The following is a 14,534-nucleotide window of genomic DNA, read 5'->3' as shown; positions in this document are numbered from 1 at the left end:
CCCCCTGGGTCGGGTAACGACTGCTGGAACAGCAAGAGTTTGAGCACCGAAGGCGCGGAGGAGGAGGCTGGGTGGGGTGGGGTTATAGGAATTCCTTCGTATGTGGAGACAGGGGAGGGGGGATGCTCCCCCCTTCCCACCTGACGGTGGTCGAGCTCCGGTTCTATGAACCGTCGCACTCCCCGTCAGCCCCACCCCCAGGGGCGATACCCCCCATGCGATCCGTGCTAGGTGTCGCCCAACCGCTTCGCCTGCTACTATCCGTTTCATCTGCTTAAACTTCGTTCCTGAGCGTGACAGTCTGAAAGACGCGACGGACGGCACATCCGTTGCAAGGCATACGTGACTAAGCTCCGGTTTTAACGAACCGTTACAAGCCACACCTGACGGTGACCACGCTCCTGTTTTTATGAGCCGTCGCAAGTCACCCGCGGTGCTCGCGCTCCGACCCCGAAAACGCTTCGCGCTTTCTCAAGCTCCGGTCCTTTGGACCATCGCACCCTTCGGGCCGTCGCGCCTCAAATTTTCTCGCAAAAAAAAAGAGTGATTAAATAAACCGGGGCTTCCTCGACAGAAGCTTCGGTGTGTAGGGCGGGCGGAAGGGCTTTCCGGCGGTCTCTATCTTCACCGCCTGGACGAGCTCGCTCTCGGTCATCATCTCCTTGTAGGGCTTTTTCTTCTCCGAGAGTTTCCGGATGGTGACCATGAGCCGGCCGGTCTCGGCTTCCTGGTCGCCGATCACCGCGACGTACGGCACCCAGTCCATCCCGGCCTCGCGGACCTTCTTGTTCACGCTCTCGTCCCGGTCGTCGACGTCCGCCCGGATGCCGGCCGCGTTCAGCCGGGTGCCGATCTCTTCCGCGAAACAGACGTGGCGCTCCGCCACCGGCACCAGCCTGACCTGGGTCGGGGCGAGCCAGGTCGGGAACGAGGGAACCTCCTGTGCCGCGGTGCCCTCGAGCATCGCGCAGATCACCCGCTCGATCGAGCCCGTCGGCGAGCAGTGGAGGATCGGGGGGTGGATCTCCGTCCCGTCCGGGGCACGGTACTTGATATCGAACCGGTCCGCGCTCTCGACGTCGATCTGGACGGTCGGGTTCTCGATGGGTCTTCCCTGTGCGTCGATCGCCGCGAGGTCGACCTTTGCTATCCAGTAGTGGGTCCGCTCCGAGAGAACCTCGATCAGCATCGGCACGCCCGACTTCGCGACGATCCCCTTCACCCAGAGTTCGTACTGGTCGAAAAAGTCGCGGGTGCACCGGAAGATCCCGACGAGCGGGGTTTCGAGGTCGTCGCCGGTCTTCCAGCCTATCGCGAGTTGCTCCTCGAACGCCGTGAGCGCGCCGTCCATGTCCCGGCAGAGGGTGTGCATATCGGGCATCGTGAATGCGCGCAGACGCTTCAGCCCGATCACCTCGCCCTTCTGCTCGTGGCGGAACGAGTAGGTCGAGAGTTCATAGAGCTTCATCGGGAGGGTGTTCGGGGAGATATGCATGTCGTGCATGATCGAGAACATCCCGAAACACGCCGCGAACCGGAGCATCATGTCGCGGTTGCCGCTCTTGAACCGGTACTGGCGCTCCCCGAACTTGGCGGCGTGCTCTGCGATCGCCTTATCGCCGAGGTCGTACATCACCGGGGTCTCGACCGGCATCCCGCCGTAGTCGAGCACCTGTGTAAGGACGTAATCGGAAAGAAGGTCCCGGATCAGCTTGCCCCGGGGCATCCAGCGGTGGTGCCCGACGTCCGAGCGCGGTTCGTACTCCACGAGTTCCTTCGCGCGCATCAGGTCTACGTGCACCGGCTCGCCCCCATCCGGCCCCGGGTGCCCGAGTTCCTTCCGGATCAGGGCGGCGAACGGCGTCTCCTCCTTCGCGTAATCGACCGCATCTTTGCGGTCCCCTTCGGGGGTGATGACGAAGAATTCGTGTTCGATCTCCTTTTTGGGCGCGGGCGCCCCTTCGCCCGGGACGATCGTCCGCGAGAGCTCGGAGAGCGGGTGGCCCTTGCAGGAGAGCGAGAACGCCTTGTACCAGCCGAACGGCGCGCGTTTCACGACGAAGCCGTCCATACCGCTGAGAGCTTCCTGAATGCCCTTAAGAACGTTCACCGCTGCATCAGGTGATGCAAGGTTGGAGGAGAGGTGGGCATAGGGGTAGATCATGATATTGGTGGTGCCGAGCTGCCGGGCGGTGGCAACGATCTCGTCGGCCGCCTGCCTGACGGCATCCTCGATGTTCTCCTCGTCGACAGACTCAACCGCGCAGAAGACGGCAAGCGCCTCATCGAGTGCGTCCTTTGGGACGGCATCCTCTTCGGCGACCTTCGTCTTCTTCCGGGCCTCGTATTCGATGTGATCAGAGTGGATCAGAAGAAGTCGCATTGGTATCCCCAGTTGAATCGTTCAATATCTGTTTTCCTGCTATATAGTGCATGGCGCTCGGCGGCCGGGGAGCATGAGTTCCGGGCCGCTGTTCTCGCCGGATTCCCGGCATCACTCCTCTGCGCGGCGCGCGTTCTCGTGGTAGCGGGAGAGGGTCGCCTGCCGCTGGTCCATGTACTTCGCGTCCTGCTTCATGTTGTAGGGGCGCGCGGCGCGATCTGTTCTGTAGAAGACCAGTTGCCCGATCGGCATCCCCGCGTAGACCTTGACCGGCCGGGAGTTCACGTTGCACATCTCGAGCGTGATCGTCCCTCGAAAGCCCGCGTCGATCCAGCCTCCCGTCTGGTGGAGTTCGACCCCGAGGCGCGCGATGCTGCTCTTCCCCTCGATGCTCGCAACGACGTCGTCGGGGAGTTCGATCGCCTCGAGTGTCTCGGCGAGGAGGAACCGGCCCGGTGCGAGGACGATCGAGTCGGCCACCGTCTCTTCGGTCTCTCTGCAGACGGTCTCGCTGTCGTAGGGGTCGATCACGGTCTCCCCCGGAACGTACCAGACAAAGTGCGAACCGAGCCTTATATCCAGGGAGTTGGGCTGGATCTGGCTGGGTTCGAAGGGATCAACCCTGATATGCCCGCGCCTGATGCGGTCTTCTATCTGCCAGTCGACAAGAATCATTCCAGTACATCTCTCCCGCAAACTATTCTTTGTTTTCGAGATGCCACTCCGTCCGGCGCATCAGCCCATGAAGCGTGCTTGCCTCGCGGATGGTCAGTTTCGTCCGGCCGAGCACCCGGCGGATCAGGGTCATCGTGTTCTCCCGCTTGAAGTCCGGGTGATCGATCCGGTTCAGGAACGCGTCGATATGCCGGTAGAGCGAATCCATCTCGACGGCCCCCGCGAGCGGGTAAGTCCCGCGCGGCAGGTTCGCGAGCTCGTAGCAGAGGATGCCCACCGCGTGGGAGAGGTTGAGGATCGGGTAGATCTCCGAGGTTGGGATGGTGCAGATGAGGTTCGCCCGTTTGAGTTCGGTGTTCGCGAGCCCCCAGTTCTCCCGCCCGAAGAGGATCGCGACCGTCCCGTCGATGTCGGCGACAATCTCCCTGACCTCCGCCGGCACGTAGTAGGGCATCCGCATCGGGGTGCAGACCGACTTGCTCACCTCGCCGGTCGTCGCGACCACGAAGTCGAACTCGTTATAGACCTCTTCGACCGTCATCCGCCGGGCGCCCTCGAGGACGTCACGGGCGTGGGAGGCACGCATGATCGCGTCGTCGCCGAGTGCGCAGGGGTTGACGAGAACCAGCTGGGTGAACCCGAAGTTCTTCATCACCCGGGAGGTAAACCCGACGTTCCCCTCATAGAGAGGTTCGATCAGGACGATTGAAATCTCGGGCATGCCTCAATGTACCGCCCGGACCGTCGCCCGGAGCACGTCGATCCCTTCCTCGTAGACCGCGTTCCCCACGACGATCGTGTCGGCATACCGGCCCATCTCCGCCGCCTGCTCGGCCGAACGGATCCCGCCGCCGTAGTAGAGAACGGCGTGCTCGACCGCCCCGGCCGCCGCCTGCACGATTGCGGGATCCCCGTAGGTTCCGCTGTATTCTATGTAGACGATCGGGAACCGGAAGTAACGGTCCGCGATCTGCGCGAACGCGGCAACGTCCTCAGTCGAGAGGCTGCAGTCTGCTCCCGTCACCCGCCCGACGGCCGAGTTCGGGTTGAGGACGATGTAGGCCTCGGGCACCACCATCTCCCAGTCGACGCTGCTCGCCTGGTGGAGCCAGGTGTAGTGCTTCCCGACGACCCAGCGGACGTCGTTCGTGTTCATCACGCTCGGCACGAAGAGGTAGTCGATCCCCCCATCGAAGATGGCGCAGTCGGGGCTCGCTGGTTCCACCACCAGCGGCAGCCCGTAGGAGGAGACCAGATCCAGGAGTTCATGGAGATTCTCCTGCGTCACGTTCAGCGTGCCCGAGAGCATCAGGGCGTCGGTCCCGCTCGTCGCGATCTCCTCAACGGCTCCCTCGGGGAGGCGTTTATCGGGGTCAAGTTTCGTTACGTGTGCCCAGGTCTTCCAGTTCGCGTGCATGGTGTCACTTCAGGTGGCCGATGTAGTCGCGGAGTCTGGCCTTCGGGATGCCGGTGATGGAGGATATCTCCTCGGGATTGGCTTCCCGAAGCGTTGCGGCGTCGTAAATGCCTGCAAGGTAGAGCCTGTCCACGGTCGCCTCGCCGAGCCCTGGGATCTCCAGGAGTTCTTTGCGCCCGCGCTCAAACATCGGTTTGGTGATCTTTTGCGGGGTGGGGCGCCCGCGGTGCCTGCAGACCAGATCCACATGTTTATGTACGGTTTCTGGGTTAATGCCGGTTTTGCTTGCAAGGTAGGGGATGGGGAGGTAACAGAGGTCATCGGGACTTGCGACGCCGCCTGCCTGGTACTTCTTCAGGCTGACCGCGGGAACCCCGGCCTCCCGGAGGGCGCGTTCGTTGCAGAGCCCGCGGGCCGATTCCAGGAGTTCGGTTCCGGCGGTCTCCGGGATGCCGGCCTTCTTGAGCGCCGCAATGTCGGCCACCGAAAGCGCGTGGATATCGCCGATCCCCTGTTCGAGGAGGTTTTTGATGATCTTCGCGTGGCTCCGGCCCCTTCTCGGGGGGACAATCTTGCGGACGAACTTCCTGAGTTCCGAACGGCGGCGGAGAACCTCGAGCGCATCCTCTGCCTCTCTCGCGAGTTGCGCAGCCTCTTTTGTGTCGACATCGACGGTGTTTGCGAGATCTTCAGGCTGCATGCCCGCGATCTCGGAGACCGTGTAGATATGGTGCGCGTGCAGACGCTGCATGAGGTCGTCGGTCATCGAGGGCATCATCCGGAGCGCCTCGACGTTCGAGGCGATGTGGCTGCAGAGCGGGCAGCCTATGTCCCACGGGCGGGCGCCCTTCCTGATCAGGCGGACGTGGGAGAGGTTGTGCTCCGGGCAGGTCGCTTCGACCCGGATTGCCTTACCCCAGGTGCTGCCGGGCAGACTGATGTTGAACCGGCACTCGGGGTAGCCAGTGCACCCGATGAATTGCGAGACGCCGATGTGCCGGATCCGGAGATCGTGGCCGCAGGCGGGGCAGGGGCCGACGGTATGCTCCTCGGCGGTCTGCTCCATGATCTCGGTGCCGATCTCCGACTTGTGCGCCTCGAGTTTGTCGAAGACCCGGTGCAGCATCTCGCGGGACTCGGTGACGACGTCGTCGCGGGAGCGCCGACTCTGCTTGATGAACTCCATGTGTTCCTCGAGCGTCCGGGTCATCTCCGGCTCCGTGATCGTCTCGGCGTGGTTGTCGAGCGCGTCTATGACCGCCCTGCCGACGAGTGTCGGGCGGAGGGGGTTGCCTTCCACGTAGCGGCGGGAGACGAGTTTGCCGATCACCTCGTGTCGGGTGCTCTTCGTGCCGAGGCCGTGTTCCTCCATCACCTGGATGAGCCGGCTCTGGGAGTAGCGCGCTGGCGGCTGCGTCTCCTTCTCCTCGAGGCTCACCTTCTTGATCGGCAGCCTCTCGCCGGGGGCGAGCACCGGGAGGATGTTCTCCTTGGCCTCCGAGTAGGGGTAGACCCGGCGCCACCCGGCGTAGAGGAGCCTGCCGCCCGTGGCTTTGTAAGGCTCTCCAGACGCATCGAAGGTGCACCTGGTGGTCGCCCACTTCGCATCGGGGGAGAGGGTCGCGAGGAACCGCCGTACGACGAGTTCGTAGACCTTCCACCGGTCCTGTCCGAGAGCCTCGCGGGTCGCGGAGCCCGTCGGGTGGATCGGCGGGTGATCGGTGCTCTCCTTCTTGCCCCGGGTCGGGACGGGCCGCCGGTTCTGCTGCACCCAGGCGACGTCCTTATCGAAGACTCCCCCTTTGAGGGTATTGAGGATCGCGTTCAGGTTCAGCGATTTAGGATAGACCGTGTTGTCGGTCCTCGGGTAGGATATGTACCCGTTCATGTAGAGGTCTTCGGCAAGCCGCATCGCGTTTGCCGCCGAGAGCCCCAGGCGGCTCGCCGCGACGATGAAGGTCGTGGTGTCGAACGGTGTCGGCGCCCGGTCGTTCTTCTGCCCCTCTTTGATGTCCGCGACGACGAGCGGTTCCTTTGTCCCCGCCTCCGCGGCGAGGGCTGCTTCGTGGTCGGTGAATCGCCCGGCGGTGTGCCGCGCCTCGATCGGTACGCCGTCTTTCTCGGTTGCAAGCGAGAGCATCCAGTAGGTCTGGGGGACGAAACTCTCGATCTCGCGCTCCCGCTCGACGATCATGGCGAGCGTCGGGCTCTGCACCCGGCCGACGGAGAGGATGTTCGTGCCGCCCCGGCGTGCCGCGAGGCTGATGAACCGGGTCAGCGCTGCCCCCCACATCAGGTCGACCGTCTGGCGGGCCTCGCCGGCAGACGCGAGGTCGAAATCGAGGTCGGTCAGGTTCTCAAACGCGGTGCGGATCTCCGCCGGGGTTATCGCGGAGAACCGGGCACGGTTGATCCTGACGCCGGGGTTCACCGCACGGACGAGTTCGTAGGCTTCCTTCCCGATCAGTTCTCCTTCCGTATCGTAATCGGTCGCGATGGTGACGAGATCCGCCTTCTTCGAAAGTTTCTGGATGAGGCTGACGATCTTCTTCTCGGTCGGCTTCTTGACGATGCCTGCGTCGATGAGGGTTCGCGGCGTGTGGGTCTCGCTTCGCCAGTTCGTGTAGCCGGGTTCGAAGTCCACCTCCACCACGTGCCCTTTGAGGCCGACCACCGTCTTCGTGTCGAAGGAGTAGGTGGATACCTTTCCGTCTTTTTTCGCTCTTACTTTCTCGTTGCCGGCGAGGATCTGCGCGATACGATTTGCCGAGATGTTCTTCTCTGCGATGATCAAGTGCACTGCGGATTACACCCCGCCTGTGTCAATATATTCGGATACGATCTTCCCGAGTTCCCTCGGGTCCGCCCGTCCGCGGGTCTCTTTCATCACCTGCCCCACGAGGAAGTTCAGGGCTCCCTTCTTGCCTGCCCGGTAGTCCTCCACGGCGTGGGGGTTCGCGGCGATAACCTTCTCGACGACCTGCGTGAACTCGTCTCCCGTGGCCCTGGCAAGCCCCTCGCGCTCCACGATCATGGCGGGAGGCTCGCAGGGCTTGCCGGCGGCACAGGTGTCGAGCATCTCCCGCAGAACCTGGACGCCGGCCGTATCGGTGATCGTCTCCGACCGCAGAAGCGCGAGGAGTTCCGCGATGCGTTCGACCGGGACGGCAGCGATGCCCATGTCACGATAGTTGAGTTCTCCAAGCAGCGTGTCGGCAACCCAGGTGGCGGCAAGAACCGGATCGACGTGGGCGACCGCCTCGTAGAAGTCGGCGAGTTTTGGGTCGCCGGTCAGTGTCCGGGCGTGGTTGAGCGATATGCCGTACTGCGTCATGAACCGGTTCTTACGGGCGGTGGGAAGTTCGGGGAGGTCGATCGCCGCGACCCAGTCCGCGACGCGGAGCGGCCGGAGATCGGGCTCGGGGAAGTAGCGGTAGTCGTGCTCCTCCTCCTTGCTCCGTGAGGAGGTGGTGATCCCGCGGCCTTCCATGAAGTGGCGGGTCTCTCTCGTCACCCTCTGTCCGCGCCGGAGCAGGTTCTTCTGCCGGGTCACCTCGAAGGTGAGGGCCTTCTCGACGCCCTTGTAGGAGGAGATGTTCTTGACTTCGACCCGTTCGGAGCCTTCAAGGGAAATGTTTGCGTCCACGCGGAGGCCCCCCTCCCGCTCGCCGTCGAAGACGCCGAGATACTCGAGGACCGTCCTGAGTTTGTTCAGGAACCGGCGTGCCTCCTGCGGGGAGCGCATGTCCGGTTCGGTGACGATCTCAAGAAGCGGGATACCCGATCGGTTGTAGTCGACGAGCGAGTACTTCGAGCCGCCCGCGACGTGGACGAGCCTCCCCGGGTCCTCTTCGAGGTGCACCCGGGTGATCCGGACGATCTTCTCATGTCCTTCGTCGTCCTCGATCTCGACCGTCCCTTCGACCGCGAGCGGTTTGTCGTACTGCGTGATCTGGTAGGCCTTCGGGAGGTCGGGGTAGAAGTAGTTCTTCCGGGCGAACTCCGACTCTTCGAGAACCTTCATGTCGAGGGCTTTTGCGACGCGGAGGCCGTATTCGACCGCCCTTTTGTTCAGGCGCGGGAGGGCTCCGGGCAGGGCGAGACAGACCGGACAGCAGTGGGTGTTCGGCTCGTCGTCGCGGTAGTCCGTCGAGCACCCGCAGAAGAGCTTTGTCGCGGTCGAGAGCTGGACGTGGATCTCGAGCCCGACGATCGTCTTCATGCCCTCACCTCCTGCTCGTAGGCAAACGCAGCATCGACGACGCGCTCGTCCTCAAACTGTCTCCCCATGATCTGGAGGCCCACGGGGAGGCCGTCCACCGTACTGCACGGGACGGATATCGCCGGGATCCCGGCGAGGTTCGCGGGTGCCGTGAGGATGTCGGAGAGGTACATCGAGATCGGATCGGACCTCTCGCCGAGGCGGAAGGCCGTCGTCGGCATCGTCGGGCCGGCGATGACGTCCGCGTCGCAAAATGCCCGCTCGAAGTCCTCTCTGATGTTGCGGCGGGCTATCTGCGCCTTCGCATAATATTTCCCGGCGTAGCCTGCGGAGAGCGCGAAGGTTCCGAGCATGATCCGGCGCCGGACCTCCGCGCCGAACAACTCCTGCCGCAGGTCCTGATAGGCCTCGTGCCAGGACTTCCTGGTATCGACCGCCGGGCCGTAGCGGACGCCGTCAAACCTCGCGAGGTTCGAGGAGGCTTCGCTCGTGCAGATGACATAGTAGGCCGCGAGCGCGTGCCGCATGCCGGGGATGCTCACCGGGACGGTCTCGGCGCCGAGCCCTTCGAGGATCCCGACGGCGTCGCGGACGCTCTCCGCGACACGGGGGTCGACGCCTTCGCCGAAGTACTCCTCCGGTATCCCGACCCGGAGCCCTTTGATCTCGGCCGACGGCCGGTGGTCGTACGGACGGTCGATCATCGTCGAGTCGCGGGGGTCGTACCGTGCGATCACCGACATCAGTTTCGAGACGTCCTCCACCGTCTGCGCCATCGGCCCGATCTGTTCGAGGGAGTTCGCGTAGGCAATGAGGCCGTAGCGGGAGACCCGGCCGTAGGTGGGTTTGAGCCCTACGATCCCGCAGAACGCCGCGGGGCACCGGATCGAGCCGCCGGTATCGGTGCCGAGTGCCATCGGGACGAGGCCCGCGGCGACGGCGGCGGCGCTCCCGCCGGACGACCCGCCGGGCACCCTTGACGGGTCCGCTGGGTTTTGGGTGGGGCCGAACGCGCTCGTCTCGGTGGTGGTGCCCATCCCGAACTCGTCCATGTTGGTCTTGCCGACGATCGCGGCTCCAGCCTGCCGGAGGAGTTCCACGACGTAAGCGTCATACGGCGGGACGTAGCCTTCGAGGATCTTCGATGCGCAGGTGGTCTGGATGCCCTTCGTGGATATATTGTCCTTGACCGCGACGGCGGTGCCGGCGAGCGCCCCGTCAGAGAACGGCGCCTGGCGGCAGGTGGTGATGAAGGCGTTGTACCGGTCGTCCGGCGAGAATTCGAGGGTTCCCGCCACTCACATCACCCTCGGCGCCTTGATGAACCCGTTCTCGGTCGACCCTGCGTTTTCGAGGGTTTTTTCCTGCGAGAGGCACGGCCGGGGCTCGTCGTCCCGGAAGACGTTCACGATCCCGGCGTCTGGGGCGCTTTCTCCCTCGACGGTGTCGAGAACCTCGAAGTAGTCCAGGATTGCATTGAACTGGGTGGTGAACTCCGGCACCTCGTCTTTTGAAATGCCGATATCCGCAAGTTCTGCTATATGTTCAATATCGCTCTCAGTAATCATGTTCCGCCCTACTGATATCCGTTAAGTACCCTTGTACCGACTTTTTATAACCATTGTCACGTGCGAGCCGTCGCATCGTTCTCCAGATTCCGCTCCCGTATTGCATCGCTTTCTTCTCGGACCGGGCGATTTCAGCGGGAATGTGCAGTTCTGCGATCTTGCGCAGGGGGTGTTTTCTCACCCCGCCGCGCACCTTCTCCTCGGCCGGGATTGCTCGAGCGGCGCGCACCACCCTGACGTCGAGGTAGGGCATCGAGAAGTATGCCCCGTGGAGCGCCGCAACCGCCTGGTCCCGCGTTCTCTGGCGTCCGAGGTCGGCGAAGTCCCGTTCGAGCTCCGCCGCGAGGTCGGGGGAGGTGAGGTAGCGGGCGTAGCCGCCGAAGAGTTCGTCCGCTCCCTGCCCGGCGAGGATCCGGGTGTGTCCGTGCTCTTCCGCCCATGCGGCGACGAAGGAGAGGGTCGTTGCGATCGAGGCCTCGAGGGGGTTCGTCGGGTCGGGGATGACCCGGACGACCCGGGCGAGGGCCTCCGCGACCTCTTCCTCGGTCGGCGTGACGATATCGAGGTCGAGTTCCATCATCCGGGCGGCTGCGGCGGCCCGCCTGACGTCGTGCGACCCGCGGAGCCCCACGACCACGCAGGGGAGGCGGGCGAGGTGGGCGACGAGAGCAGAGTCCACGCCGCCGGAGAACGCCACCGCGCCTTCATCGCTCCGGAGACTGACCGCGGTGACGATCGCCTCTTCGAGGGTGCAGGGCGCCGGATCGGGGGTTATCCGGGCAACCTCCCGCCCGTCGCAGCATACGGTTCCCGGCGGAACCGGGCCGGGCATGATGCCGAGAGCGTCGCGGGCGGTGCAGTCACCGTAGGTGAGCAGGAACTCGCCGCCGCACCGGGCGAGGGCCTCTGGTTCGTCTTCGAGCATCCGCTCCGCGTCGGCAGGGGAAAGCCGCACCCCGTCACGTTCGATCCAGCCCGTCAGGTTCATGGTCGGCATATTCCGTAATCCGGCAGTTGTCGCCGTGAGGTTCACGCGGTGCGCGATCGCCTCAAAAAACGGATCCGTGTCAGTGTTTGCACTGTTGGACTATAAATGTGCGTACACCGGCCGGCACGAAATGCGGGCGGGTTGGAGGGTTTCAGCCTGAATCTGCCCTCCCCGGGCTGAGACGGCTGCCCGAACCCGGCGAAGCGTCACCTCGGGCGCGTGGCCTTGCCGCCTCGCTACGTGTTTGCATGGTATCTATTGGGGGTGGCGATATATGTTGTGTGCTATTTGTTGCGGGTATAATTACATATGATCATATTTTTATTATTGTTAGTATTATTCCCTCATAGTCAGCCGCGGAGAGACTTGCCCGGCTGAAGAGGCAATGGTGAATGTTGCATGAGAGAGGGAACGATGAGAACACTGTCTCGCTGGTTATCGGCGTGATGCTTATGCTGGACGTGACGTCAGGGTCACGTTGTGGTATCGCTACGGGAAGAGACCGGTGCATTCTGCGCCGCCCGCAGACCTTGAACTGATTACAATGGAGGCCGCGCATCCCTCCCGGTTGAAATCCGGGATTCCTGCGCGACGATACTATGAAGAATGTTATTAAGCTGTTATCCGGCATCCTGCTGGTATGCCTGCTCTGCTTCCCGGCAATGGCGGCATTGCCGGACGCGGATCGTATGGACGAACTGGGACAGCGTGCGGCATTGACCGCGATGGACCAGTTGAAATTCAGTAAAGGTGATCCGAATGTCCTTGTTTTGACCAACGCCGGTCGTGCCGTCGTGGACGGCCAGACGACCGAGCGGGCGGTATCGGGGATCACAAAGGTAAGCGGCCTGCAGAACGGGGACAACACGCTCTGGCAGGTGAACCGGGCCGACTGGAAACCGCTCTGGTTCTACTTTTATAACAAGAAGTCCGGAGAGGCCGTCTACCTGGTGCCCGACGAAGCCAGTTACACCAAAAGTCCGGCCGAACTGAAGGCGACGCCCCTCCTTAAGACATTCTCGAAGGTCGTTGTCGTCACCGGCGACCTGAATAAGATGCTCGCCGACACCGAGGTAGGGAATGCGACCATGAAGGACCTGGGTGACGCGTCCTCGCTGGTTCCGATCGCCAACGCATGGGCGCACGGGGCACCGTACGACCTCATGTCGTGCGTCATGCTCCACAATCACTTCTGTCCCGGTGTATCCAGCGGATATCTGCTCGCAACGTACGTCGAGCAGGAGATGCCGATCACCAACGATACTTCCTATGTGGTCATCTCCTGTCCCATGTGGTGCAAGGACGACATATTTCCGATCCTCTGGGACCTTACCCCCGGAAAAGGCGGCCACTACATCTTCCCGCTCTCCGGGGAAGACGAACAGGCACTGACGGAGGCGTACGGCACCCGCCCGGCGGGAATCTTCATCCGCTGGGATGGTCAACAGAAGACCGGCCGTGCGCTTGCCCTTGGGTTCCAGTTCGATTCGACGCCCTGGACCGGGCCTTCGTGGGGAGAGAAGCCCACACGGACCGTCGAGATGGTCCAGAACATCGGGAACCCCGGGGACTACGTCACGGTGATGGAGGAGTTCGAGGTGAACGAACAGATGCTTGCCGACCTGAAGAATCCGGCCAACAATCCCTATGAGGTGGTGGGGATGCTGTGCGCGACCAGTGCGTAATCCGAGAAGTGTTCCTTTGATCCGGGTCTTTGGACTCATGGTTCCCGTAGTGATGCAATGAGTTTGTCCCAAAACATCACTACCGGGAGGGGGATACCCGCTCACACCTTGCGGTGCTCACGGATGAAGGATTATCTCCATTGGGTGGTTGCTGAGCGCTTCTTGGCTTACCATACTGGTCTGGCTGGATGGGTTATATCGCCGCTGCCGTCCGCGTGGTAACCGCACGGTGGGGAGCACGGGAGAAGGAGAGTGATATGTGAAGGCGGCGATGGCGCAACCTGTTAACGTTTTGCGGTCCATAATGCCACCGGTAATCGCCTTCATGCGGCATGTCTCCGCTCTTCACTCATTCCTGCTTTCGCAGTCTGAGCAGACATGCCGTGAGAAGCAGTGCACCCGCTGCAGAAACTACCTCAAATCCCGGCGATGCGGGTGCCGCCGGATCTTCGAGCGGGATCGCATACAGGTCGTTTCCATCGCTCACGACGATCGTTCTGCCGTCGGGAGACCACTGGTGCATCATGTATGCCGGATTATCAGGACCGAGGGGTGCGAGGCCGGAACCATCGCTCTTCATCACCCAGAGCGCCCGGTCCCGCGACTCCGACCGGAAGGCGATCCTGGTACCGTCCGGCGACCAGACTGGTGATGTGTCCCGGTTTCCGGTTGTCAATTGCTCCGAACCCGATCCGTCGCTATCGATAACCCAGAGAGAGAACTCCGGCAATGTCCCCGGCGGTGACGCGACGACGTAGGCGATCCTGGTGCCGTCCGGGGACCAGGAATACCCGGATACGCTCCCCTCGCTGAACGTCACCTGTGTCTTGCCCGTTCCGTCGCTCTGCATGGTCCAGATCTCCCGGTTCCCGGTTCTGTCTGCGAGGTATGCGATCCTGTCCCCCTGCGGCTGCCACAGGGGCAAACGCGCATCTCCATCGGTCGTCAGCTGCTTCTTGTTACCCCCGTCCGCGTCCATGATCCAGATGTCCGCTTCCGTGCGGATGGCCGAGAGGTTCACCGCAGGCGACCCTTCCTGGATGGCCGCATCATCGAAGAGGCAGGAGGTATAAACGATCCCCCTCCCATCGGCGCTCCAGTCCGCCCCGTAGCCGGAGAGCCCCGGAATGGGGACGATGCAGCCGCTTTCGGTCAGGCGCACCTTCCCGGTCCCATCCGGGTTCATCGTCCAGAGGTCGAGCCCTCCTCCGTCGTCGGAGAGGAAGAGGAGTTTCTTCCCGTCCGGCGACCAGGGATCGAACTCGGTGAAAAGATTCCACGAACGGTCGTCCGTCACCGGTACCGGGTTTTGGCCGTCGCGCTCCATCACCCGGATACCGGCATGGACTCCGTCGGATGAGACGAAGGCGATCCTGGCACCGTCCGGCGACCAGAAAGGATACGAATTGAATGCCGAATCGTTTGTTAGCTGGACGGCGGGTGCAGCCGCTGCCGGGAGAGCGGACGCGATCAGCAGCAGGACGATACATATCGCTTTTCGGTTCATACAGGCCTCTCCTGTGCGTCTCATGGATATATTTCGGCACATTTCTTTCCCATTGCAATACTATGTCACTCGAAATTCCGTAACAGTGC

General features: G+C 62.8%; 12 protein-coding genes. 2 read left to right on the top strand and 10 right to left on the bottom strand.

Translation table 11 applies throughout. The features are described from left to right. Nucleotides 1-547 precede the first annotated feature (547 nt). From FGW20_RS04255 to FGW20_RS04215, 9 genes are all read right to left on the bottom strand, one after another. Nucleotides 548-2,383 carry a threonine--tRNA ligase gene (locus FGW20_RS04255; RefSeq protein ID WP_301676852.1) on the bottom strand — a complete coding sequence of 612 codons (1,836 nt, stop codon included), beginning with the start codon at nucleotides 2,381-2,383 and terminating at the stop codon, nucleotides 548-550. 111 nt (nucleotides 2,384-2,494) lie between these two features. Next, a complete protein-coding gene (dcd, locus tag FGW20_RS04250) occupies nucleotides 2,495-3,058 on the bottom strand; it encodes a dCTP deaminase (protein ID WP_301676851.1) in 564 nt (187 codons plus the stop codon). Nucleotides 3,059-3,080: 22 nt separating this feature from the next. After that, nucleotides 3,081-3,779: an RNA methyltransferase gene (locus FGW20_RS04245; protein WP_301676850.1), complete on the bottom strand. Its 699-nt coding sequence runs from the start codon at nucleotides 3,777-3,779 to the stop codon at nucleotides 3,081-3,083. Nucleotides 3,780-3,782: 3 nt separating this feature from the next. Next, nucleotides 3,783-4,475, bottom strand: coding sequence for a phosphoglycerol geranylgeranyltransferase (locus FGW20_RS04240; protein ID WP_301676849.1), 693 nt, complete (start codon nucleotides 4,473-4,475; stop codon nucleotides 3,783-3,785). Nucleotides 4,476-4,479: 4 nt separating this feature from the next. Further along, nucleotides 4,480-7,275: a DNA topoisomerase I gene (locus tag FGW20_RS04235; RefSeq protein WP_301676848.1), complete on the bottom strand. Its 2,796-nt coding sequence runs from the start codon at nucleotides 7,273-7,275 to the stop codon at nucleotides 4,480-4,482. Nucleotides 7,276-7,281: 6 nt separating this feature from the next. Beyond that, entirely contained in the window at nucleotides 7,282-8,697 is a 1,416-nt protein-coding gene (gene gatB / locus FGW20_RS04230; RefSeq protein WP_301676847.1) for an Asp-tRNA(Asn)/Glu-tRNA(Gln) amidotransferase subunit GatB, read from the bottom strand. Beyond that, a complete protein-coding gene (gatA, locus tag FGW20_RS04225) occupies nucleotides 8,694-9,995 on the bottom strand; it encodes an Asp-tRNA(Asn)/Glu-tRNA(Gln) amidotransferase subunit GatA (RefSeq protein WP_301676846.1) in 1,302 nt (433 codons plus the stop codon). The genes gatB and gatA overlap by 4 nt, the downstream gene beginning before the upstream one ends. Further along, the gene (gene gatC / locus FGW20_RS04220; protein ID WP_301676845.1) at nucleotides 9,996-10,265 is read right to left on the bottom strand and encodes an Asp-tRNA(Asn)/Glu-tRNA(Gln) amidotransferase subunit GatC; all 270 of its coding nucleotides are present in this window, start codon (nucleotides 10,263-10,265) and stop codon (nucleotides 9,996-9,998) included. Continuing rightward, entirely contained in the window at nucleotides 10,255-11,262 is a 1,008-nt protein-coding gene (locus FGW20_RS04215; protein WP_301676844.1) for an asparagine synthase C-terminal domain-containing protein, read from the bottom strand. The genes gatC and FGW20_RS04215 overlap by 11 nt, the downstream gene beginning before the upstream one ends. A 383-nt stretch (nucleotides 11,263-11,645) precedes the next feature. Here FGW20_RS04215 and FGW20_RS04210 point away from each other — a divergent pair, with 383 nt between their 5' ends. Then, nucleotides 11,646-11,792: a hypothetical protein gene (locus tag FGW20_RS04210; RefSeq protein WP_301676843.1), complete on the top strand. Its 147-nt coding sequence runs from the start codon at nucleotides 11,646-11,648 to the stop codon at nucleotides 11,790-11,792. Nucleotides 11,793-11,852: 60 nt separating this feature from the next. After that, nucleotides 11,853-12,938 (top strand): FmdE family protein, encoded by a 1,086-nt coding sequence (locus tag FGW20_RS04205; protein ID WP_011843619.1) that lies wholly within the window; start codon nucleotides 11,853-11,855, stop codon nucleotides 12,936-12,938. A 349-nt stretch (nucleotides 12,939-13,287) separates the two neighbouring features. Here FGW20_RS04205 and FGW20_RS04200 read toward each other — a convergent pair whose 3' ends face one another. Beyond that, nucleotides 13,288-14,445, bottom strand: a complete 1,158-nt coding sequence (locus FGW20_RS04200; RefSeq protein ID WP_301676842.1) for an LpqB family beta-propeller domain-containing protein — start codon at nucleotides 14,443-14,445, stop codon at nucleotides 13,288-13,290. Between the last annotated feature and the right edge of the window lie 89 nt (nucleotides 14,446-14,534).

This window comes from Methanoculleus methanifontis (genome assembly GCF_030464365.1).
Taxonomy (GTDB): domain Archaea; phylum Halobacteriota; class Methanomicrobia; order Methanomicrobiales; family Methanoculleaceae; genus Methanoculleus; species Methanoculleus methanifontis.
The sequence above is the reverse complement of the archived record's forward strand: the minus strand, read 5'-3'. Positions and strand labels throughout refer to the sequence as shown.